At 59.6% G+C, this 23,079-nt stretch carries 20 protein-coding genes; 14 read left to right on the forward strand and 6 right to left on the reverse strand.

Features of this window, described 5'->3' with window-relative positions:
- Positions 1 to 71: 71 nt before the first annotated feature.
- From serB to CKALI_RS02480, 6 genes are all read left to right on the forward strand, one after another.
- Positions 72 to 1,292: a phosphoserine phosphatase SerB gene (gene serB / locus CKALI_RS02455; protein ID WP_156191792.1), complete on the forward strand. Its 1,221-nt coding sequence runs from the start codon at positions 72 to 74 to the stop codon at positions 1,290 to 1,292.
- Positions 1,270 to 2,022, forward strand: a complete 753-nt coding sequence (locus CKALI_RS02460) for an aminoacyl-tRNA hydrolase (RefSeq protein ID WP_156191793.1) — start codon at positions 1,270 to 1,272, stop codon at positions 2,020 to 2,022. The genes serB and CKALI_RS02460 overlap by 23 nt, the downstream gene beginning before the upstream one ends.
- Positions 2,023 to 2,032: 10 nt before the next feature.
- On the forward strand, positions 2,033 to 2,788 hold the full coding sequence (locus CKALI_RS02465) for a YwiC-like family protein (protein WP_156191794.1): 756 nt from the start codon (positions 2,033 to 2,035) through the stop codon (positions 2,786 to 2,788).
- Between the two features lie 71 nt (positions 2,789 to 2,859).
- A complete protein-coding gene (locus CKALI_RS02470; protein WP_156191795.1) occupies positions 2,860 to 3,675 on the forward strand; it encodes a glycerophosphoryl diester phosphodiesterase membrane domain-containing protein in 816 nt (271 codons plus the stop codon).
- A 190-nt stretch (positions 3,676 to 3,865) separates the two neighbouring features.
- Entirely contained in the window at positions 3,866 to 4,891 is a 1,026-nt protein-coding gene (locus tag CKALI_RS02475) for a DUF2189 domain-containing protein (protein WP_156191796.1), read from the forward strand.
- A gap of 90 nt (positions 4,892 to 4,981) precedes the next feature.
- Positions 4,982 to 5,806, forward strand: coding sequence for a hypothetical protein (locus tag CKALI_RS02480; RefSeq protein ID WP_156191797.1), 825 nt, complete (start codon positions 4,982 to 4,984; stop codon positions 5,804 to 5,806).
- Here the strand turns inward: CKALI_RS02480 and CKALI_RS02485 are convergent.
- The 3 genes from CKALI_RS02485 to CKALI_RS02495 form a co-directional block, all read right to left on the reverse strand.
- Entirely contained in the window at positions 5,741 to 7,132 is a 1,392-nt protein-coding gene (locus CKALI_RS02485; protein WP_231580516.1) for a class I adenylate-forming enzyme family protein, read from the reverse strand. The two genes, CKALI_RS02480 and CKALI_RS02485, sit on opposite strands and share 66 nt — an antisense overlap.
- Positions 7,129 to 9,093, reverse strand: coding sequence for an ATP-dependent DNA helicase (locus CKALI_RS02490; RefSeq protein ID WP_156191798.1), 1,965 nt, complete (start codon positions 9,091 to 9,093; stop codon positions 7,129 to 7,131). Before CKALI_RS02490 ends, CKALI_RS02485 begins: the two co-directional genes overlap by 4 nt.
- 167 nt (positions 9,094 to 9,260) lie before the next feature.
- A complete protein-coding gene (locus tag CKALI_RS02495) occupies positions 9,261 to 10,778 on the reverse strand; it encodes a hypothetical protein (protein WP_156191799.1) in 1,518 nt (505 codons plus the stop codon).
- Positions 10,779 to 11,089: 311 nt separating this feature from the next.
- Here CKALI_RS02495 and CKALI_RS02500 point away from each other — a divergent pair, with 311 nt between their 5' ends.
- From CKALI_RS02500 to CKALI_RS02520, 5 genes are all read left to right on the forward strand, one after another.
- Positions 11,090 to 12,913, forward strand: coding sequence for a dynamin family protein (locus CKALI_RS02500; RefSeq protein WP_231580517.1), 1,824 nt, complete (start codon positions 11,090 to 11,092; stop codon positions 12,911 to 12,913).
- Between the two features lie 3 nt (positions 12,914 to 12,916).
- The gene (locus tag CKALI_RS02505; RefSeq protein WP_156191800.1) at positions 12,917 to 14,380 is read left to right on the forward strand and encodes a GTPase; all 1,464 of its coding nucleotides are present in this window, start codon (positions 12,917 to 12,919) and stop codon (positions 14,378 to 14,380) included.
- A gap of 91 nt (positions 14,381 to 14,471) precedes the next feature.
- Positions 14,472 to 16,493: an Hsp70 family protein gene (locus CKALI_RS02510; RefSeq protein WP_156191801.1), complete on the forward strand. Its 2,022-nt coding sequence runs from the start codon at positions 14,472 to 14,474 to the stop codon at positions 16,491 to 16,493.
- Between the two features lie 8 nt (positions 16,494 to 16,501).
- Positions 16,502 to 16,762 (forward strand): hypothetical protein, encoded by a 261-nt coding sequence (locus CKALI_RS02515; RefSeq protein WP_156191802.1) that lies wholly within the window; start codon positions 16,502 to 16,504, stop codon positions 16,760 to 16,762.
- Between the two features lie 54 nt (positions 16,763 to 16,816).
- Complete coding sequence (locus CKALI_RS02520; protein WP_156191803.1) at positions 16,817 to 18,673, forward strand: Hsp70 family protein; 1,857 nt, start codon at positions 16,817 to 16,819, stop codon at positions 18,671 to 18,673.
- Positions 18,674 to 18,676: 3 nt separating this feature from the next.
- Here CKALI_RS02520 and CKALI_RS02525 read toward each other — a convergent pair whose 3' ends face one another.
- The 3 genes from CKALI_RS02525 to CKALI_RS02535 all read right to left on the reverse strand — a co-directional run bounded on the left by CKALI_RS02525 (position 18,677) and on the right by CKALI_RS02535 (position 21,145).
- Entirely contained in the window at positions 18,677 to 19,252 is a 576-nt protein-coding gene (locus CKALI_RS02525) for an RNA polymerase sigma factor (RefSeq protein WP_156191804.1), read from the reverse strand.
- A 6-nt stretch (positions 19,253 to 19,258) separates the two neighbouring features.
- Entirely contained in the window at positions 19,259 to 19,630 is a 372-nt protein-coding gene (locus CKALI_RS02530) for a hypothetical protein (protein ID WP_156191805.1), read from the reverse strand.
- A 147-nt stretch (positions 19,631 to 19,777) separates the two neighbouring features.
- Entirely contained in the window at positions 19,778 to 21,145 is a 1,368-nt protein-coding gene (locus CKALI_RS02535) for a nicotinate phosphoribosyltransferase (RefSeq protein ID WP_269076358.1), read from the reverse strand.
- Positions 21,146 to 21,281: 136 nt separating this feature from the next.
- Here CKALI_RS02535 and clpS point away from each other — a divergent pair, with 136 nt between their 5' ends.
- Genes clpS through CKALI_RS02550 form a run of 3 tightly spaced genes read left to right on the forward strand, consistent with a single transcriptional unit; the run spans position 21,282 to position 23,065 of the window.
- On the forward strand, positions 21,282 to 21,590 hold the full coding sequence (clpS, locus tag CKALI_RS02540) for an ATP-dependent Clp protease adapter ClpS (RefSeq protein ID WP_197079785.1): 309 nt from the start codon (positions 21,282 to 21,284) through the stop codon (positions 21,588 to 21,590).
- A 4-nt stretch (positions 21,591 to 21,594) separates the two neighbouring features.
- The gene (locus CKALI_RS02545) at positions 21,595 to 22,140 is read left to right on the forward strand and encodes a DUF2017 domain-containing protein (protein WP_156191807.1); all 546 of its coding nucleotides are present in this window, start codon (positions 21,595 to 21,597) and stop codon (positions 22,138 to 22,140) included.
- 1 nt (position 22,141) lies between these two features.
- Positions 22,142 to 23,065 (forward strand): P1 family peptidase, encoded by a 924-nt coding sequence (locus CKALI_RS02550; protein WP_156191808.1) that lies wholly within the window; start codon positions 22,142 to 22,144, stop codon positions 23,063 to 23,065.
- Positions 23,066 to 23,079: the final 14 nt, after the last annotated feature.

Genomic DNA, 23,079 nt, shown 5'->3' on the forward strand with positions numbered 1-23,079 from the left:
CCCTCAGCAGCCAAGCGGTTGCTGGGGGTGATTCATTTGTCTACGCAAACCCGCATGAGAGAATAGGTCACATGACAACAGAACCTTTCAACGCACTGACCGCAGGGCTCACCCCAGTTTTGATCAAAGTTACTGGTCAAGACAAGTCCGGCGTTTCAGCGGCAGTGTTCCGAGTGTTGGCGGCCCACGGCGTTCAACTAGTCGATATTGAACAGTCCGTTTTTCGAGGACATCTTTCGCTAGCTGCCTTTGTCGGCATCAACCCGGACCGGATCGACACCGTGACTGAAGGTTTGAAGAACACCCTGCAGATCCTGGGGCTGCAAGTGCGCGTCGAGGAGCTGAAGGAAGTCCCAGAGCCGCGTCCGCATTCCACCCATGTACTTGCGCTGCTTGGCTCGGCAATTACTGCGGAACATGTGCACCGAGTAGGCCAGACACTGGCCAACTATGGCGCAAACATCGAGGCGTACCGCGGGTTGACAGATTATCCCATCACGGCCATCGAGTTGGATGTGTCAGTGGCGAACCCGAACCCTGGTGGCGGTGTGCCATTGCGTCGCGCGCTCGCAGAGTTGTCACATGAGATTGGTATCGACATCGCGATCGATCGTGCAGGTGTTGAACGTCGAGCTAAGCGCCTCATTTGCTTCGACTGCGATTCCACCTTGATTACCCAAGAGGTGATCGAGATGCTGGCAGCCTATGCCGGTCGCGAGGAAGAGGTCGCTGCAGTGACCGAGCGGGCAATGCGTGGCGAGCTCGACTTCGAGCAGTCGCTGCGCGAACGTGTCGCGACGCTTGCTGGGCTTGATGAGTCCGTCATCCATGCGGTAGCCAAGGATCTCCAGCTCACGCCTGGCGTACGTACCACGCTGAAAGCCCTGCAGAAGATGGGTTTCAAAACTGCAGTTGTTTCCGGTGGTTTCATCCAGGTGCTGGAGGGCCTCGCCGAGGAGTTGGAACTAGACTACGTGCGCGCGAACACTTTGGAAATTGTGGACGGCAAGCTAACCGGTCGGGTGATTGGCAAGGTCGTCGATAGGCGGGCTAAGGCCGAGTTCCTGGGCGAGTTTGCAGCAGATTCTGGCTTGGAAATGCGCCACACGGTTGCTGTGGGTGACGGTGCCAACGATATTGACATGATTTCGGCAGCTGGTCTGGGCATCGCGTTCAACGCGAAGCCCGCATTGCGCGATGTCGCTGATACCTCAGTGAACTCGCCGTTCATGGACGAAGTGCTCTACATGCTGGGACTGAACAAGATCGATGTCGAACGCGCACTTCGGTAGGGACGACGTCTTCGAGCTCGCCTATGCGCGGCTGCGCACCGTCCTTGAACCAGATAGAGAAGGGGAGAACCCCGACGATCCAAGCACGGTCCAGGCGATGCCCATCGTGCTCGAGATTCCAAAGCAGAACCCTCCGTCGCACACGGAGCTGCTGGAGGCAGCAGCACGCGCGGTCGTTGCCGTCTGTTTGGATCCACGCGCTGGCGAAGATTCTGCCTTCGCTGAGGCGCTGAGCTCGTGGTATGGGGCTCGGATCCGAAAGATTGCTCGTCGGGCACGCAATTCTGCGTGGGAGCGCGTGCAGGTCCTGCCAGGCGTGACCATTGCACAGGGGAGCGCCCGGGCGCGGGCTTTCGTCCCGAGCCCTGTGCGAGATACAGAGCCTTTGCTTGCGAAGCTGCAGATTGGCGGGACCGAGTTGCCGATCGATGAGCCGGGCGGGATGCTGGCGGGGACTCCGATGATTGCTGTCGATGCCAGCTTGGGGATGACCGTCGGCAAGGCTGCTGCCCAGGTGGGGCACGCGTCGATGCTGCTCGCAGCCCATATGCCGCTGGCGTGGACTCGGCGGTGGGCAGAGGCGGGCTTCCCGCTTCAAGTTCGCTACCTGACGCGAAACGAGTTTTCCCGCGTTGCTGCGCGGAAAGACGCTGTACCGGTGCGGGACGCGGGCTACACGGAAGTCGCCCCAGGTTCCGTGACAGTTGTTGCCGAGACGAACGGCTTCTAGAGTCAGGGATATGGCTAAGAATCGTGGTTGGGTCCCGGATCAGCACGGTGCGTGGGTCATGGTTACCGTGCCGCTGTTACTGGGCGCCTGGCTTGCTGGGCTGCACTGGATTCATATTCCTCTCGGTATCGCGTGGTACGCGGGCTACTTCGCCTTCTTTGCGCTCAGTTGGTGGCTCCGCGCCCGAGGTCCGCGCAAGCGTGAGTACATTTCGGCGCTCGCCACGTATGGTGTGGTTTGCGCGCTCGCAGCCGTCGCGATTATCGCCGTCGTGCCCCAGGTGGTGTGGTGGGCGGCTGTGTTTGGCCCATTGATGTCAGTGGCAATCTACGAAGCTTATCGACGCCGTCCCCGTTCCCTGCTCTCTGGATTGTCCACAGTGCTCGCCTCAGTGGCGATGATTCCTCTTGCCAGTTTCGTCGTCGGTGCGGAGCTGGGGCTTCGGATCTGGGTGGCAACGCTGCTGGTGGGACTGTATTTTTGTGGCACTGTGTTCTACGTTAAGTCGTTGATTCGCGAGCGGAAGAACATTCAATTCGGTTGGGTGTCGATTGCTGTGCACGTGCTTTTCGCGGCTGCTGTCTTATCGATGAACTTTGCCGGGTGGGGACATTTGTCGGCAGCGCTGGTATTTGCCTTGTTAGCTTTCCGCGCGTGGTTAATGCCCTGGTGGGCGCGTCGTCGAGCTATACCTTGGACCCCGAAATTCGTCGGAATGACTGAAATGGTCTCGACCATCCTTGTTGTCCTGACAGCTGTAATTTAGTTTCTACGCAGATAGAATAGAGATGGTTTATAAATCGAAGCAGAAGTCGAGTAAGAAAGGTGTTGAGGGCAATGACGAACCCATATGGTTCGGTCCCGCATCCAGAGGATTCAGGTTCGTTTGAGGCGGGGTACCAGCAAAATTACTCAGTCCCAGCCGGTGGATATGCGCAAGGCTATGCCACGCAGCCACCGCTGCTTCCTGGTCAGTTCGACTGCATGCGCTCCTTCGAACAGGCTTGGCGCATTTTCAAGGAAAAGCCAGCCGCATGGCTCGTGCCCGGACTAATTTACATCGGCATCTTCTTCGTGCTGTACCTGTTCGGATACATCCAATTCATTACCACCTTAGCCTTGAGCACGGATCCGGTAACGGATGAACTTACGGGTAACTTTCCATGGGCATCGTTGGTGGTATTCATTGTTACCTTTGCGGTCGCAATGGTGTCCATGATGCTGTGGTCGTACGTTTGCTACCGCGAAGCTGTCTATGCGGTCGGTGGAAAACGCCCGGAGATTAAAGACATGTTCACCTTCCGGCGGGTCGGCATCCTCTTCTTGCTGTCGATAGTCGTTGGGCTGCTTGAATTGGTTGGCCTTCTGGCGCTCATCATCGGTGTGTTCGTGGTGTCGTTCTTCTTGATGTTTGCGATGCCAGCGATTGTCTTCGAGGACATGAGTATCGGTGACGCGCTGAAGTCTTCTTATCAGGTGGCTAAGGATAACGTCGGGCAAGCATTGTTGCTGTTCCTGCTCATGGCAGTAGTGAACGGTATCGGTGGGTCCGTAGTGTTCGGCGTGCTGCTCACCCAGCCGTTGTGCTACTTGGCGGCGGCTCATGCCTACATGACTGCGACGGGGCGGCCGGTTCAAGAGCGTGCGATGTAACAAAACTCTGATGTGAAAAGGCGGGCATGTAGGTGCCCGCCTTTTGTTGATGATAGATAAACAATATGAGTGGGGTTATAAAAGGTACTTATTCGAGTTTCGCGAGTGTGGTTCCTCGGATACTCTGTGCTAGTCAGCGTGATTGCGGTTTCCGCAATTGAAGTGAAATTTATTGAAAGGGTTTATGAGCGTGACGAATCCATTCGGCGCTTCGGGTGAAAACCCGAATCAAAATCCATACGGCTCCGCTAATCCGGATCCTCAGACGCCTGAAAATACAAGTGGCAATAGCCCATATGGTCAGGCTGCCCAGGGGGGAACGCAGCCAGGCTACGGCCAGGGCGCTTATGGTCAGCCAGGCTATGGTCAGCAAAACCAGCAAGGCACTTATGGTCAGCCAGGCTATGGCCAGCAGCCTCAGGACCCATACGGCCAGCAGGGCTATGCCCAGCAGGGTTACCCTCAACAGGGCTACAACCAATACCAGGGTGCTGCTGCGCAGCCAGGCTCCTTTGACGCCATGGAATCCTTCCGTCAGGGCTGGAAGATCTTCAAGGAAAAGCCTGCACCTTGGGTAATTGCTAGCCTCGTCTACGGACTGATCGGCCTGGTTCTCTTCGCCATCGCTTTCATCCCACTGATCACGTGGAGCGTCGAAAACTCCAAAACGTACGACAGTACATATTCCAGCACCTACGGCACGACTTACTCTTCTTCTGAGGGGCCTCCGATTGCCGCATTGATGACGTTCATCTTTGTCGCCCTGATCATGTCGATTGTTTTGACGCTGCTGCAGTCAATCATGATTCGCAATGCAGTGGCAGCGGTCGGTGGCAAGAACCCAGAGATTGGTGACTTGTTCAGTTTCCGCCAGATCGGCTTGATTTTTGGTGTTGCATTGGCCTTGGGCGTGGCAGTTCAGCTCGGCAGCATTGTTTGGGTCGGCGGTATCATTATCGCTTTCCTTTTTGTGTTTGCCACCGTCGCGGCCGCTGTACCAGGAACGGGCTTCGTTGACGCTTTCAAAAACTCTTTCACGGTAACTACCTCCAACTTCGTTCCGACCCTGCTGCTCATGCTCCTGGTGTGGGTGGCTTCCATGGTCGGCACGTTGGCACTCGGTGTTGGTCTCCTGGTGGCTGGCCCTGTGATCATTCTGGCTACTGCGCATGCTTATTTGACCGCCACCAACGGTGCAGTGCAGACCCGCGCCTAACCCACAGGTAGGGAACAAATTGGGGTGCGGGCTGCATCGAAGAAGTGACAGAGCGTTTTGAGGCGAGGCCACGATGAAAGGCAACCCCGCATGACCAACCCTTACCCACACACTCCAGGTGTAGTTCCGCACCCTGCTCCTGTTCCTCAGCAACCGCGCCCGTTTCAGCGGGCAATTGATGCGGTGTCGCAGCATATGGGAACAGTGGTGGGGGCGACCCTATCCTGGGCTGTGCTGTTTGCACTGCTGGCAGCGAGTTATGTGGCCTGCCTGTATTACTTCGACAAAGTAGCTCAGCTTCCGCAAGACGATCTCAATCGGGTGGGGTTGGTGGTCGTTCCTGCTTTTGCGGCAGTATTCCTGTCGATCATGGCACTGTTCGTTGCGGTCTCTCATGCCCGTGCGGTGGATTTCTACTCAGGTCGCAGGCCCACCTACCGTTCGTATTTCAGCCTCCGAGGAGCAGGCAGCCCCCTGCTGGCGTATGTGCTTTCCAAGACACTCGTTTTCTTCCCGATTGGCATCTTTGTTGCGGCTATGGCCCGTCAGCAGGCGACGGGCGGAGGCGAGGAACTCACTCCTGGCTTGTTGGCCATTTGTTTGTTCATCTTGGTGTGGTGTCCCGTGGTTGGCTATCTCACTATGTTTGCCACCGCTGCCGCAACTGAGGTCGGACCGATGCATGCGATCATTCGCTCCGCCAAACTCACCACGCGTTATCCAGGAGGGGCGTGGGCAACCATCGGTGTCATCTTTCTGGTGCGCTTGCTCGAGAACTTCACGATGAATCTTTCCAGCCTGGTCACCGCACCCTATTTGTCCTTCGCGATGGTGTCCAAGTATCAGGAGCTACGTTCTCGTGAGCTCCCGCCGCAGAATTTTGCCGGCGGCGGAGCGGGGTATCCGGTCTACTAGGTGCACCGCCCGGATCTTCTCAAAACCTGCCACCCGATCCGCAACAAAAGTCATCACTTCATTCGCGCTGACCGCGCCGACGACAAATGCCTCCGGTCGTTCATCCCCCAAGGAATCAAAGCCACGCGCCACCGCGACGTCTGTCACGCCCGGCATCGTTGCAATCAGCTGCTCCAATTTCACTGGCGACACCTGAAAACCGTGGTACTTGATCAGGTCTTTCAACCGGTCCACCACGACATAGGACCCATCGTGTTTCCGGCGGACGATATCGCCGGTGCGGACCCAGCCGTCGATAAGCGTGCGCGCGGTCGCATCCGGATCGCCGAGGTACCCGGACATCACCTGCGGGCCGCTCACCCACATCTCGCCCTGCTCCGCCGGCTCTAGGGTGTCAGGGTTGCGCACGCTTATCGACGTCCCCGGCAGCGGATGCCCAATCGAATCCAGCGCGGTTCCCCGCTGCCACGCTAAGTGGGTGACCGGGGCGGTTTCGGTGAGCCCGAACCCCTGCATCACTCTAGCTCCGAGCCGATTCTGGACGCGGGCAGCGACTCGAGGGTCGAGGGGAGCGGCTCCGGAAACGATGGTGTGTAAGCTGCGGAAATCCTCCGGGGTGAGGTGAGGGGCATCGGCGAGGAGGCGTGCCAGTGGGGGAGCGATGAACGTGAGATTTACCTGGTGCTTTGGGTGAGCTTTGAGGAAACTGTCGCGCGCAAAATCCTGGGCAATCACGCGAGCCCGCTTGGCCAGCGGCACGTTAAGCAGGGCAGTGAGCCCGTAAATGTGGCTGAACGGCAGCACGGACAGGCAGGTCTCCCCGGATTGCAGCGGAAGTACCTGGGCAAACTGGGCGATATTGGCTGCTAGGGCCCGGTGGGAGAGCATCACTGCTTTCGGTGTACCCGTGGTACCGGAGGAAAACGGTAGGCAAGCCAACTGCTCAGGATCAATGTGTGGCGTTGGGGAATCAAGCTGTCCGCGGGGCTTGATCAGCTGCGGGGCCTCGGCGGCGGTGACGAGCAACCGCGCGTCCACGGCGCGCAGCAGCTGGGAGCGGTCCTGGTGCGACAGGTGCATAGGCAGGGGAGCAACGATAGCGCCAATTTTGGCGGTCGCGTGTAGGAGCGTTGCGAAGTCAATCCCATTCGGAAGTTGCACGCCCACCACGTGGCGCTCGCCGATACCTTGTGCGGATAGATGGGCCGCTGCATCGTCGATCAGCTCGGCAAGCTCCGGGTAGGTGACGGAAGCATCGCCGGTGACCATGGCTGTGGTTTCGGGGAGATCGTGGCCGAACACGGCCTGATACAGGGATCCGCTCACTGAGCGACCAGCCTCTTGAGGGCCGCCTTCGCAGTGTCCGAGTTGGTTGTCTCCCAGAAAGCCGGCATGGACTTCCGCAGGAATGAGCCATAGCGTTTGGTTACCAAGCGGTTGTCCAGGACCGCCACCACGCCGCGATCGGTGACATGACGCAGCAAACGTCCGGCCCCCTGCGCCATGAGCAGCGCTGCGTGGGTGGCAGCCACTTCCATAAAACCGTTGCGTCCCTCGGCATCGGCCGCCTCTTTCCGGGCCTGCAGCAGCGGGTCGTCAGGACGCGGGAAAGGAACGCGGTCGATGATGACCAGCGAGCAAGAGCGGCCGGGAACATCGACGCCCTGCCACAGGGTGAGGGTGCCGAACAAACACGAATTCTCGTCTGCAGCGAACCTCTCCACCAGCGCGCCGGTGGAATCCTCGCCCTGGCACAGCACATCAAAGGGCAGCCGCTTGCGCATCGCCTCAGTCACCTGCTCGGCTGCGCGCCGGGAAGAAAACAGCCCCAAGGTGCGACCGCCGGCAGCCATGATGAGATCGTAAATCTCATCCATCGTCTCCGGCGAGACCCCATCTCGGCCTGGATCCGGCAGATGCCGGGCCGTGTACAAAATTCCTGACTTTGCTGGATCAAAGGGGGTGCCCGCGTCCAAACTGTCCCACGTGCCTTTTGGCAAGCCCCAACTTGCCGCCATTGCTTCGAAGTTGCCACCGATGGTGAGAGTGGCCGAGGCCAGCACCACGGTGTTTTGCTCAAACAGTCGGGTATGTAACAGCCCCGCCACCGACAGCGGCGCCACCCTCAAAATGTTGCCCCGGCGATCCTCTTTCGACAGCCACACCACGTCGGTATGCTTCGCCGGATCCGACTGCGCGAAGACCTCCAAGATGCGGACGATGGCGTCGTGCAGGTCTGTCAGATGGTTCGCCAAGGATTGTCGCTCTGCGTAACGTTCCGGCTGATTGGCGGATTCGCCCTCTGGCGCTCGTGAAATAGTTTCCCGCAGGGACCACAACGCATCTTTGAGCGCGATCAAGGTGTGCTGCGCGGTTTCCGGCATCGCCTTCCAGCGGCCTTCCGGGGCGCCGACGAAGACGTCGTCAAGCTCTTTGGCAAGTTCGGTGACCTTGTCCTCGCGTCCTTCGGCACCTAGCTTTCCGGCGCGCTTGGCCGTGAGGTTGAGGGAGGTCACGGAGATCTCGTTGCTGGCTACGGCCGTGATCCGGCCGTCGAGCTCATGAGCCTCATCGATGATTACCACGTCGTGCTCGGGCAAGATGTTGATATCTGCCAGGGCGTCGATTGCGAGCAACGCGTGGTTGGTCACGATAATGTCCACGTCTTTCGTCGCCTTACGAGCCAGCTCAGCGAAGCACTCCTCGCCGTGGGGGCATCGCGCAGCCCCCAAACACTCGCGGGCAGAGACACTCAGTTGACGCCACGCCAAATCCGGTACGCCCGGCTCTAGATGATCGCGATCACCCGTCTCCGTCTCATTTGCCCAGTCATGCAGTCGAGCGACGTGCTTGCCCAGCCACGACACATCGGCCTCATCAAGGAGCGCCTCATCGCCATCCTGCTGGGACTGCGCCACCTTGTTCAGACACAAGTAGTTTTGGCGACCCTTCTGGATGGCGAAAGTAGGGCGCTTCTTCAGCAGCGGTTCCAAGGCATCGGCGAGCCGAGGGAGATCCCGTTCTACCAGCTGACGCTGCAATGCGATGGTTGCGGTCGAGACAATTATCGTCGTGCCGGTTTCCTGTGCATGCCTAATCGCAGGAACCAAATAGGCCAGCGACTTTCCGGTACCCGTGCCAGCCTGAACCGCCAGATGTCGCTCCGATTCCATCGCCTTTGTCACGGCATTGGCCATGGCTTCCTGGCCGGGACGGCGCGCGCCGCCGAGAGCTGCGACAGCTGAAGCGAGCAACTCAGTAGTGGAGGGTACTTCTGACTCTGACATTGTGGCTTTCTTGTCGGCAGGTGAGATATCTGAAGATAACTCTAGCCGTTGCAGTGGGGGAGCCCATGCAGAGTCGGTGGGCCGGGACTGGCGGAGGAAATTTCAGATATAACAAAGTCGCCCCCGCTGTATTCAGCGAGGGCGACCGGTCTGTGAGGAGTTAGCGATTATGCGAGGTCAGTCGCGTCATCGGCAGAGTTGTTCATGTCGATGTCGATGGTTGGGGCCAGGTCAGAGGTGACGTTCTCGTAGGTGTCGTAGACCAGGTCGTCGTTGTTGTCGAAGCCTCGGACGTCGGCGTAGCCGTCGTAGTCCTCGTCAACCAGGACGGTGTCGGTCAGGCCGTCGCCATCGGTGTCGGTGTGCTGCTCGTCGACGCGGCCGTCGTAGTTGGAGTCAACCCAGACAGTGTCGGTCAGGTTGTCGCCATCGGTGTCCAGTTCGACGATGTCAGCCTTGCCGTCAGCGTTGGTGTCCTGGACGAAGCCGTCGGTGTAGCCGTCGCCGTCGAGGTCAACCTCGACACCGTTTGGAGAAGTTGCAGCTGCAGGGGCGTTCTCGGTGGAAGGTGCAGCTGGAGCTGGGGCTGCAGGTGCCTCTGGTGCAGGGGCTGCAGCTGCGGCGCCGGCGGCGCCACCTGCGACAGCGTTGATGTCGTCGCCAAGCAGGTCGCCCATCGCTTCCTGAGATGCGGTCATGGTGCCGCCGTTGGAGTAGTCAGCGATGCCGTCGGCGTTGGTGTCGGAGATGTGCGCGCCACCGGCGGAGCTGTCAGTGTGGACGTTGTCGATCTTGCCGTCGCCATCGCGGTCGTAGACGCGCATGTCATCGTCGCCGTCGCCATCGGTGTCGATGAAGACCACGTCGGTGTCGCCGTCCTTGTCCAGGTCCTGTGGGTCGCGGGAGCCACCAGCTGCAGCTGGAGCCTCAGGAGCGGACTCGGCGCGGGACTCGGAAGCAGAAGCCTCTGGAGCTGCTGCCGCTGCACCAGCTGCGCCCGCTGCGGCGCCGGCTGCGGAGCCAGCGGTGTCGTCAGCACCAGCGGTTGGTGCTGGGGTGGTTGGCTCTGCGTGGTTGGAAGGAATTCCCTTCTGGAAGGCCTGATCGCCGAGTGCCTGCTGGGTTGCAGAGACTTCGCCCTGGCCGTTGGTGCTGTCGACCTTTCCGTCTTCATCGTGGTCGTAGTGGGTAACGTCCATCTTGCCGTCGCCGTCAGTGTCGTAAGCTACTGCGTCGACCTTGCCGTCTTCGTTGAAGTCGCTGACCTTCATGTCGGAGACGCCGTCGGCGTCGGTGTCGATCTCGACCTTGTTGACGCGACCGTTGTCATCGATGTCCTGGACGTGAGTGTCGATCAGGCCGTCGTTGTTGGAGTCTACGGAGACGCGGTCGAAAGAGCCGTCCTTGTCGGAGTCAACCACTACGGTGTCGGTGATGGTGTCCTTGTCCAGGTCCAGGTCCATGCGATCTGCCTGGCCGTCTTCGTTAGCGTCGGTAACGGTGCCGTCTACCTTGCCGTCGCCGTCCAGGTCGATCTGGTAGGTGTCGGTCTTGCCATCGAGGTCCATGTCCTGTGCACCGATGATGTCAGCCTGAATCTTGTTGCCAGCAGCGTCGACGGTCTCGAATACACCTGGAACGGTGTTGGTGGTGTTCTCGGAAGCGTTGTTCTTGTAGTCAGACATTGGGTTTACCTTTCAGTGAAGATGATCTTGGTCATCGTGTTGGGGATAGTATCGTTCAGGACCTCTCTGTTGTCCTGTCGGTTATGGAATGCGCCGACCGCCGGATATGTTCCTCGGGGGTAAAATTCAGCTAGGAATTACCGTGAAGTTTCCCGGATAACATGCGGTCGTGCGACATTCCGGACACAATGGGGAGACCGCCTAAACGGGGGTAGCTCCGCGAGGTGATACCACATTTGATACGTAGCGAAAGTGAACGATTAGTGACTGCACCGTTGAATAGACCAACCCAACGAGGGCCCCGCGAGTCCGTGGCTAGAGCAGCGGAAATTGCTCGCAAGTACGGGCGTACCGGAGAAACTGAGCATGCTTTAGCCCTTATGGATGCCAATTTTCGCACGGGAACCGTGGTGGTGGTCGGTGAGATTAAGCGTGGCAAGTCTTCACTGGTGAATGCCTTGGTCGGGCAGCGGGACTTGCTCCCCGTAGACGTGCTTATGTGTACCTCCGCGCCGATCCGAGTTACCGCTGACCCGCAATGGGATGAGGATCCGAATTGTGTGTTGGTACGCGGCGATCACAAGGATCCGATTGTGCTCACGGATCTGCCGAAGTGGGTGACTCATCAGGCGGTGCAGCAGATCGATAAGGCTGATTCTTCTGAGGAGGCGGCGCTTTTGCTGCCTAGCGCAGCGGAGATTCGGGTGGGCTTCGACGAACTCGGCCTCATCACCATCATCGATACCCCGGGTGTTGGTGGTTTGGATGAGCATGCAATTACAGCAGCACTAACCGAAGCGCGCCAAGCCGGTGTGCTGCTCATGGTCTGTGATGCCTCCACACCCATCACTGCTCCGGAGATGGAAATCTTGCGTCGAGCTCGCGAAACAGTGGGATCCGTCATCGTTGCCGTGACAAAGACGGACAAGAACATTCGTCGTTGGCGCTCGATCGTCGACGACAACCGCCGCCTTATCTCCCAGCACCTCGGGCTTGAGATCCCGGTCATCGGAGTCTCGAGTCTGCGCGCCCTGGATGCAATGGCGCAGGCGGATCCAGAGCGCCGCGCGCTTATCGACGCACGTTCCGGCATGGCCGACCTGCGTAAACAAATCCGGTGGGAGCTTTCTTCTTCTTCGGGCCTTGGCCTGCGCACCGCGGTGGACACGATGCGCATTTCTATGATGGACATTAAGAAGGGCATCGAGGAGGATATCGAGCTGCACTCTGCGTCTTCCGATGCCGTCGTAAAGCTCGAGGAAGAGCGCGGGCGACTGGAGCAGTTCCGTGATGACACGAGCGAATGGGAGCAACTGTTCCAGCGCGACATCACGCTGGCACGAAATGAGATTTCGGGGAGCCTTGACCGAAACCTCGAGCAGCTGCGTATCGACTGGACCGACCGTGTCAACGCTGATGGCATGCGGGTGCTTCGTAGCAAGCCGCAGGTGTTTACCAGCCAGATCGAGATTGAGCTCAAGCGCATTCTTGAAGATGCGGTGCAGTCGATCCTGCAGCATGTCGAGCGCAGTTGCCGCGACTTGTTGCAGGACGATCTTTCCACGCGCGAGGTCATGGGCAATATTCTGGCTACCTTGATGCCAGCGGAAATCATGAATAGGGAAGTGGATAAGAAGACCAAAGACCTGGTGGATCCGACCGTCGTGACCATGGGCGTGATGGGCGCTGGCGCCCTGGGCGCGCTTGGCACTGGCGCGTTGGGTGCGGTGGGAATCGGTTCTGTGGCGCTCGCTGGCCCGCTCGCCCCAGTGGTTGGTGGCGTGTGGATTGGCGTCAACCTGGCGTATCGCGCAATGCGCAACGGCAAACAACACCTCATCATGTGGATTCGCGAGATGCAAAACACCACCCGGTCTTCCGCGATGCGCATGATTGACCAGATCATTACCAACGCGCGCACGGAAATCATGCTTCGGCACCGCTCGAATCTGCGCACGAGACAGCGTGAGATTCAGAACAAGATCGAAGAGGCTCGCCGCATTGCCCAAGAATCTGAGACCGAGCGTAAGCAGCGGGTAGCTCGCTTGCAGAAGAATCGCGAGATCGTTGGGGCCATGATTAGGGAGCTTGAGCTGCAGAAACAAGTGGTTTCTTCGCAGGTGAAGGGGAAGTAAAACATGAACATGAACCAGAACGTTGATACGTCACGTGATGCTTCCATCGCCGCGCTGACAACCCTGCTCACCCAAGCGGCGGATGCTCTCGCCCAAGGCGGCCCAGAGCTCGCGGAACACGCCTCTGAGCTGCGGAAAATGGTCTCGCGTCCGCCGCGCGTCGCAGTGGTCGGCCGCCTCAAGTCCGGAAAATCCACCCTCGTTAACGCCCTCACCCAGCACGTCATTGCGGCGACGGGCACCCTAGAGTGCACGATGGCCGTGAGCATGTACTTTGATGGTGCTCCAGCGCGCGCCGAGGTAATCGGCGTGGATGGCCAGGTAGAGCGAATCCCCCTCGGCAATGGTCCGCTCACTGAGCTGGGCATGCCGCTAGACAACGTCGATCACATCGAGCAGTTCCTGCCCAATGCGCAGCTTCGTCGTCTTTCGCTCATCGACACACCTGGCACGGCCACCCTCACTGTGGAAAACGAGGCCCGCACCCGACGCGTGTTGGTTGATGGCCAAAAGGACACCAAGCGCGCCAGCTCGTGGGCTGATTCACTCGTCTTCCTCTCTGACTCTGCTCCGCGAGAAGACGAAAAGCTCTTCCTATCCCAGCTGGGTATGACACCGCTGACGTCGATAGGCCTGCTTTCGCGTGCCGACTCCTTCGGCGAGGGAGCATTCGGCCACCGCGACCCGCTAGATTATGCCCGTGAGCACGCGCAATCGATCGCCGGCGAGTTGAAGAATTCGGTGTCTCAGGTGCTTCCGCTCTCGGGTTTCATGGCCGAGTCCGCGCTGGTGGGGCGGATTACTGGCGATGTCGCGCGCACCCTGGCTCACCTCGCACCGCTGGGGAGAGAGCAGCTTCTCGACGTCATCGAACTGCCCGACCCGTCCACGGTCGTCCCTGGTTTCACAGCTCAGATGCGAGACATGTTGCTCGATACGGTGGGTGAATACGGCATTATCGCGGGACGTGAGATCGCTGCGCGTGACGGTGCGGTGGGACTCATGCAATGGATGGTGGAGCGCTCCGGCATCAATCGACTAACTGAGATCCTCACCGGCGAGATCAGCTACTTTGCTGTGCTCCAGCGCGCAGTGCGGATGTTGGACGTACTCGACGAGTTGGCCGGTGGCAATGTCAATCGCGAGCATGTCCGCTGGGTGCAGTCGGTGACGCTATCCCAGCCTGGCATGCACTTTGTCATGCTGTACCGCAGCTACCGCAATACCTATGCGTCCACTCCGGATTCCACTTTGTTGGGGCCGTTGCGTTCGGCGATCGCTGCCCGTACCGCGGCGGAAGTGGTGGACTTGCCTGCGGCCGCTCCGGCTGATCAAGTACGTGCTGAGCTGCAGCGACGCCTCGGTGAGATGCAAAATATGGCCATGGGATTGTTGTCTGCTGCTGAGGATGAAGCACGCGAACGGTTGGTTGTTGCCTACCAAGCGGCGCTGAAGGCTATGAGCTGATTATTCAAGCGTTCAGCCTGCCTGGGGTCTGCAAATGGTTTAATATCTGTTCGTTAGACCGTGCAGCAATGAATAAAAAGGAGAGGTGCGCATGAGCCAGGAATGGCATTTTGCTATTGACTTCGGCACCAGCAACACTTCAGCGGCGCACACCGCTCCGCTGAGCGGCGCTGTCGAGACCGTGGCGCTGACACACCGTTCGAATTTGATGCCTTCCGCGGTTTATGTTGAGGGTGATAAGGTTTTGGCTGGTGACACCGCACTTCTTCGGGGACGTCGCGATGCCTCCAAGCTGCTGCTTTCCCCGAAACGCTACATTGATCACGACCAAGTTCAGCTCGCTGGAAGTGATGCTGATACTCGCTTGCTCGTCGCTTCCGTCATCAAAGCCGCTCTCGAGCGGGCGCGCACCCAGCACGCAGGCACTGACCCTGCGACGGTGACCCTGACACACCCCGAGGCGTGGTCCGTTCACTCCGTGGACCAACTCAAGCGCGCTGCAGAAAAGGCCGGAGTACGGCCGGAACAGATTCGAACGATTTCCGAACCACGCGCAGCGGCCATTCACTACGCTTCCCAGCAGCGTATCGAGGAAGGCCGCCACGTTGCGGTCTTCGACTTTGGTGGTGGCACCCTGGACATCGCCGTCTTGCAGTCCCAGGCTGACGGTAACTTCAAGGTGGTTTCGGCCAAGGGCGATAACTCGCTCGGTGGACGCACCGTGGATAACCTCATGTTCCGTTGGGTGATCGCCCAGCTTGAACACGATGACCCCGACTTTGCCGACTACGTGCGCACCGCTCCGGTGTCCGTCATGCACTCCCTCGAGGAAGCGATCCGCGAGTCTAAAGAGCTACTCTCCGACACTTCTTCCTCCACCATCTCAGTGTCCACGCCACAGGGGGAGCGCGACGTCCTCATCACCCGCGATGAGTTCAATGGCATCATCCAGGATGCGGTGTCCCGCGCGGTTGAGCTCACCCAGGCTGCGCTGCAGCAAGCAGGCGTCGATGAGGCCACTACACCGATCTACATGACCGGTGGATCCTCTCGCATCCCTTACGTACAAAATCGCCTTGGGGAAATCGGCACCGTGATGACGCTGGATGACCCGAAAACCGTGGTCTCCCGCGGCGCTCTGCGCGCAACGCTCAGTGGTTTCACCGCGGGCAGCGCCGGAACACCGTCGATCGCGCCAGCATCGCCGTTCGGGGCAGCTGCTAGCGCTCCGCAAACAATGAACCAAGAAGCACCAGCTCCACAAGCCGAGGCAAACCCGTATGGCGCAAATCCATACGCTGCGGGCGCTCCTCAGGCGGATGTCAATCCGTACAACAATGCTCCGCAGACCACCGGCACCCGCGAGTTTGCGGCAGCGCCTATGGCTGGGCAGCCGATGGCGTCGACAAGCGCTGCGACCAAGAACGGCAGCGGCAAGACCTTGCTGTTTGCGGTGCTGGGTGTGGTTGTGGCTGGCGCGATTGCGGCTGCTGTGATCGTTAACTTCATGGGCGGCAAGGACTCTGGAACCGGGGCGCAAACCGGTGGGGAAACGAGCACCGCGCCGTCTACTTCGTCCGCTCCGAAGACCACTGCGGCTGCTGCGCCGAAACCGGCGGTGAACGACCCTGGTCAAACCGATCCGACCAAGAGCGAGCGCCACATTTCCAACCGCGAGCCGTCGACGTTTGGAGTTCTACCAGCGGAATTCACCGATAAGATCCGCAGTTGCCTGGACAAGCGTTCCGGACAATACGGCACCTCCTGGGTAGAGGGAACATCGGCGCAGCACTACGCCTGCCTGATGGAGTACTCCGCGCTGGGAGACAAGGAGAAGGAGCTGGCATACAACGGCTCCAAGTACATCTTCGTTGGTGCCGACGCGGAAACGGCGTACAACGACATGAAGAAGAACGCCAAGGTCAAGGCGGAGAAGATCCAGGATTCCAGCGCGGACAAGCCTGAGATCAACATTGGTCTGGAAGGCGCGCAGGATTCGTCCCCGGATTGGATGGCGTACTACCCGCACGACAAGATCCTGGTGACCTCTCACACCGGTACCGACTTCCGGGGTAAGGAAAACGAGTACCTGAAGTTCTTCGGCTTCATGTAAGGCAAGCGATGACGTACAACCCGTACCAGGACGACACACAGTTTCCTGCCCCGCCACTAGCTCCGCAGTCGAAGAAGAGCGGCGGGTGCCTTGTCTTTCTGTTTGTGCTCGCTGGGTTGGCTGCCGCGGGTTATGGTGTGTGGACGTACGTCCTCCACGAGCAATGGCCGGGTGGAGAACCGGAAAAAATCATCATTACCGAGTCTCCGGCGGCCACCCCCGAACCAGGGCAGGGCGGACAATCCTGGGGAACAATCCCCACCAAGTAGTGCATCACACCGACGATAACTTTAGTTTTTAACCAAAAATCAAAGGATGAGACAATGACCGACGCCTGGCACCTTGCAATCGACTTCGGCACCAGCAATACCTCAGCTGCTCACACTTCGCCGCTCTCGGGTGCCATCGAGACGCTCGCGCTCACACACCGTTCGAACCTGTTGCCATCTGCGGTCTACTGGGCTGGTGACGGCATTGCCTCGGGCGAAAATGCGCTGATGCAGGGTCGCAAAGACCCGGCTAACCTGATGCTCTCTCCGAAGCGCTACATCGACCATGACGTAGTTCAGCTGGGCGGTCGTGAGGTTCAGGAGCTTGACCTGGTCGCCGCCGTCCTCCGCAATGCCATTGAGCAGGCCAAGGCGCAGCATTCCGGTGTCGCTCCAGCCACCGTCACCCTGACGCACCCGGAGGCGTGGTCCGCGCACTCCCTGGGCCAGCTGCTGGCTGCTGGACGCCGGGCGGGGCTTGTCGACGCCCAAATCCGCACCATCTCCGAACCGCGCGCGGCCGCGATGCACTACGCAGCCCAGCAGGAGATTCCGTCCGGCAAGCACGTTGCCGTGTTCGACTTTGGTGGCGGCACCCTGGATATTGCGGTGCTGCAGGCGCAGCAAGACGGCAACTTCCGGGTGGTGGCGGCTAAGGGCGATAACTCGTTGGGCGGCCGTACGGTAGATAACTTGATGTACCGCTGGGTGATCGCGCAGCTGGAATTCGACGATCCCGACTTTGCCGATTACGTTAAGACGGCTCCGGTGTCGGTGATGCATGCGCTGGAGTCCAGCGTCCGTGAGGCTAAGGAAGTGCTGTCGGACGCATCCTCGGCGACAATTACTGTGTCCACGCCGCAGGGCGAGCGAGACATCCTGTTGACCCGTGATGAGTTCAACAACATTATTGAGGAGTCGGTCACTCGCGGAGTGGAACTCACGCGCGCTGCACTGGAACAAGCTGGCGTGAATGGTTCCGACACCCCGCTGTACCTCACCGGTGGTTCTTCTCGCATTCCGCACGTGCAAAACCGCCTCGCGGAAGTCGGCATGGTCGAACGTCTGGATGATCCGAAGACCGTCGTTTCCCGAGGTGCGTTGCGCGCTACTATGCACGGCTTTAGCGCCGGTTCGGATGGTTCCACCACAGCAGCGCAGCCAGCAGTCAACCCAGCTGCCACCACGACTGAGCAGTTCAGCAAGCCACAGTCGGATCCTTATGCCAACCCGTATGCGAATCCGCCTCGCGAAGCGACCGCCTCACCAACTTCAGGTCAGCCGAGCGCCAAGAAGGCGAGCATGGTGAATTTCAACTCCGCCACGCCAAAGTCGGGGTCCGGATTCAAGAAGTGGCTGTACGCCGGTATCGCCGCTGTGGTTGTGCTCGGCGCAGGTGCAATGATCGTTCCGAACATGCTTGGTGGCCAGGAAACTTTCCAGGTCAGCCCGCAAATGGACGAAAAGCACCTGGCACGTGTGGATTCCAAGACGGCAGAGATCATGCCAGCGGCGTTCCTGGAAAAGATCGACTACTGCAACAACCCAAGCAAGTCCTATTCTTCACTCGACTGGGCTAAGGATAAGGAATCCCGCTCCTGCCGCTTTGTCAAGGATTTGCCGGCAGCGCCAGCCAATACCGGCTATTACACCAACAACTTCGACGTGTTCCAGGGCGCCACTGCCAAGGACGTGTACGAAGCTATGAAGAACAGCGATAGCACCAAGCGCGAATTTCAGAAGGCCAAAGGCAATCGGCCAGAGGTAGTGGCTGTCGAACAGAACAAGTACACCGCTATCGCAGTGTGGTACGAAAAGGACGAGTACCTCGTGTTCTTCGACGAGTATGCCCAGCCAACTGATAACGAAGTGGCCCAGTGGGGCCAGTACTTCGGCTTCCTGAAGAAGTAGCGCTTAGAAGTCCTGGCCCACGCCGGATTCGCGGAGCGCCTCGAGCAGTTTTGCTCGGGCGCGGTTGATCCGGCTTTTCACCGTCTGGATTGGGATGCCCTGCTGGTCAGCGATGTCCTGGTAGCTCAGTCCGCCGTATTCACGCAGGACCAAGGCTTCGCGGAACTCGTCGGGAAGCTGGCTCAGCGCTTCGCGCACCACGATCGACGCCGTGACCTGCTCATCAACGGATGAGCCGGGGGCAACTTCGTCCATGCCTGCTTCGTCGTCGGGAAGTTCACGGCGCTTGCGCACAATTTGCAGAGCCGCATTGGAAGCGATCCGGTAGGCCCAGGTTGAGAAACGGGCCTTGCCGTCGAAGCGGTGGAGGTTTTGCCACGCCGCGGTGAGAGCGTTTTGCATGGCATCTTCGGCGTCGTGCTTGTTGCCGGTGATGGACAAGCAGACGGACCACATGCGCCCCGAGGCTTCCTTGACCAGCGCAGCAAACGCTCGCTCATCGCCTGCCTTGGCGCGAGCGAGCGTTTCTGCCTCATTATTGGTCGACTCGTCGAATCCGGTCAGATTGATCTCAGACATGTGCTGTTACACCCCCGGATCGATCTCTTCGATGCCGGCAGCATCATCCATGGCCGGATCGTCAGCTATGAATGGATCCTCGGTTGGGTCTTCGTGGAAGTCAGGTTCCATGCCTAGATCGGCATGGAGATCATCCATTTCAGGTCCTTCCGCGAAGGGGTCAGCATCTTCGAAGCCGGAGTCTTCAGTTTCCGGGACGAGGTCGCCCTCTGGAGCTGGAGTTTCCGGATCCGTAGCGATGGCAAGCATGGCCTCCAGGTCAAAGTCTGAAGGTAGTGCATCCTCGCCGTAGAGCTGCTCAAGGGGAGGAAGCACGGCTGTGTCCTCGTAGTTAGCCTCGTCTGCGAACTCTGCAGCGAGATCAATATCGTTACTCATGTGTCACCTCCATTCCACCAGATGTAGAAGCCTTCAATTACTTCGGTGGAACCATCTGCCAACAGCTCACCTAACAATGAGATGCGCCATCGGGGGAATTTGTTCCCATGCCGAGGAAGAAGAAGTTCTTCAGTTCTCTGGTGGGGTTTAAGGGCGGGTTTGGAATCCGACGAATCGGGTGGACAGTGCAGGCTCGTCGCGAGATAGCGCCAGGCCTTCCCATGGCAACGACACTAGCTGAGCAGCGAGGTACTCGCGCGACTGATCGAGCGTCGGCAAATCGGGCACTACGTGTCCGTCGCGCATGAGTGGGACGGTCAGTGGGCGGACACCCAGAGAACCGATGGTCGGGGCGTCGGCGTCGAAAGGCGTGACAATCTCTTCCACGGCGGTGCCAGACTTGCGACAGGCGCGGAAGCCACGCTTGCCGCCACCTACCGACATCTTGCTGGAAGATCGCTTGGCCACTGGGTGCCCATCGACCTCGACCACCTTGTACACCATGGAAGCGGTCGGCGCGCCGGAGCCGGTGACCACCGAGGTGCCCACGCCGTAGATATCAACTGGGTCGCCGCGCAGGCCAGCGATGGCGAATTCATCCAGGTCGGAGGAAACCACGATCTTGGTGTTGTGCGCGCCAAGATCGTCGAGCTGCTTGCGCACGCGGCGGGTCAGGATGCCCAGATCGCCGGAGTCAATGCGCACACCACCGAGTTCAGGGCCAGCCACCCGGATGGCAGTCTCCACGCCTTTTTCGATATCGAAGGTGTCGACGAGCAGGATTGTGCCCACGCCCTGCGAAGCAATCTGGTTGCGGAACGCAGCCTCTTCATTCGGCGTCCCATCGTCGTTGACGTGCACCAAGGTCCAGGAGTGTGCAGCGGTGCCGGAGACCGGAATGCCATAACGGTGCCCAGCCTCCAAGTTCGAAGTGGCCTCGAAGCCGGCCAGGTAGGCGGCGCGAGAGGCCGTCACGGCAGCGTACTCGTGGGTGCGGCGGGAGCCCATTTCAATGATTGGACGGCCGTCGGCGGCCGTGACCATGCGGGCTGCGGCAGATGCGATCGCGGAGTCTGCATTCATGATGGAGAGAATGACGGTCTCCAGGATGACGCATTCAGCGAAGGTGCCACGGACGGTCAGAATCGGGGAGTTAGGGAAGTACAGTTCGCCTTCGCGGTAGCCGTCGATATGCCCGCTGAACTTGAAGTTACGCAGGTAGTCGAGGGTTTCTTCGTTGAGAAAGTCGAGGCCTGCAAGCTGCTCCTCAGTGAAAACGTAGTCTTCAACGGCGTTGAGCACGCGCGCGGTGCCTGCGACGACGCCGTAGCGACGCTCGTTGGGCAACCGACGCGCAAACACCTCGAAGGTGCACTGGCGGTGCGCCGTGCCATCCGCGAGCGCGGCTTGCAGCATGGTGAGCTCGTACTTGTCCGTCAAAAGGGACGTCGAGCGCGTCTTCGGCAATGAGGAAGAAGTGCCGGGAGTGTGGCGAGAAGGTGTTGGAGAGGTCACATTCGCAAGTCTAGTCGACTGTCGGTGGGGCTGGTTGGGTTCTCCGGCCCGAAGCCTCGGGTGACCGCAGCGTCAGCTGCTCCGACGGCTACAAGACCTACTAAGCTGGTGAACCATGAACCACCGCGACCTACAGATGAGCACGCCTTCGGCTCCCATGGCATCGCCGGAGCTGGACGAGGCCATCAATGTTGATGTAATGACCAGTGAGAACCTGCCCTGGATGTGCATCGTTTGGGACGATCCGGTCAACTTGATGAGCTATGTCACCTACGTGTTCCAAACGGTACTCGGCATGAGCCGGAAGAAAGCCACGGAGCTGATGATGCAGGTCCATACAGAGGGTAAGGCCGTGGTGAGCACAGGCGAGCGCGACAAGGTTGAAGGCGACGTAAAGAAGCTGCACAAGGCTGGCCTGTGGGCCACGATGCAGCAGGCAGGATAAACACATGCAGGCGTGGAAGAAGAAAAAGTCGCTCATGCGCGGCCCGAAGTTCTCGACCATTTTGGAACCGATGGAGCGGGAAGTGCTCGGCGATATGGCTGCGGCCGTTGCCGAAGCCCTCATCAACCGGTGCCAGACCGCACCGAAGGATGAATTGGCCGAGCTCACGGGCATGACTTCAGGGCACAAGGACGCTCCTACTGAGCCGTCGCTCGCGCGATTGTTGCCCGACTTTGAGATGCAAGGCGACGAAGAGTACGAGGGCGACAATTCGCTCCTTCGCGCCCTGCATGAAAACGACATCTGCCGCGCGAAACTGGAAAACCTGCAGGTCATCACGGATGCCCTTGGCCCGGATGGCGGTGTGGCGGTGGTCGCCACGGAAGAGCAGGCCCACGCTTGGCTCGCCGGTCTCAACGACATCCGGCTGTACCTGGCCTCCGGGGATCTGCCTCCCAATGAACAAGAGGCCGAGAGCCGCGACATGCTGGTCCAGTGGCTGGCGTTCAACCAGGAGTCCCTCCTCGAAGCGATGATGGGGGAGCTCTAGCATGCTTTGCGACGTCCCCGGCATCCTGCTCGGTCACCAAAGTCTCGGGGACACCGGGGTGAGCGTAGTCGTGGTCCCGGAGTCTGCAATCGGTGCCGTGGATGTGCGGGGCGGTGGACCGGGAACCCGGGAAACTGACCTGCTGGAGCCACACAACACCGTCGAACGCGTCCACGCTGTGGTGCTCTCCGGCGGTTCAGCCTTCGGTTTGGCCACCGCGGACGGTGTGATGAAGGCGCTGGAGGAACGAGGCATTGGGTTTCCCGTCGTCGGAGACATTCGAGTGCCGATCGTCCCAGGTGCAGTGATCTTCGATCTTCTAGTGGGAGATGCGAAGCACCGGCCGACCGCGGACGATGGCTACGCTGCTACAGTCGCTGCGTTGGAAGGAACTGAGTCAGGTTCTGGTTCCATCGGAGCGGGTTGTGGCGCTACAGCAGGCGTACTGCGCGGCGGTTTCGGTCAGGCGTCGCGCAAAGTGGGCAATTACACGGTCGCGGCCGGGGTCGTGGCGAATCCGGTGGGGGCGGTGATCGATAAGGAGACCGGCAGGTTCTGGGGTGATCCGGCGGTCGGGGGCGTCGATAAGGCGCGGTTTGCTGCTCTCAAGGGATTGGAAACCAAGCTGAACACCACCATCGGTGTGATCGCTACGGACGCGCCGGTGACCAAAGCGCAGGCCAAGCGCCTGGCTATGACCGGGCACGACGGGCTCGCGCGCGCAATCCGGCCGGCGCACTCGCCTTTGGACGGTGACACCCTGTTCGCGCTGTCGATCGGGGACGGTTCCGGAGTGTCGCTCGAGGAGATGATTCAGCTGTCTACCGCGGCGGCCGATGTCGTGTGCGCCGCAATCGTGGATGCCGTGGTGCATGCGACGAGCGGCTATGGGCTGAGCTGCTACCAGGAGCTTGTACTAGCATAAGGCTCGGTTAGTAC

Source organism: Corynebacterium kalinowskii, from assembly GCF_009734385.1.
Lineage (GTDB): Bacteria > Actinomycetota > Actinomycetes > Mycobacteriales > Mycobacteriaceae > Corynebacterium > Corynebacterium kalinowskii.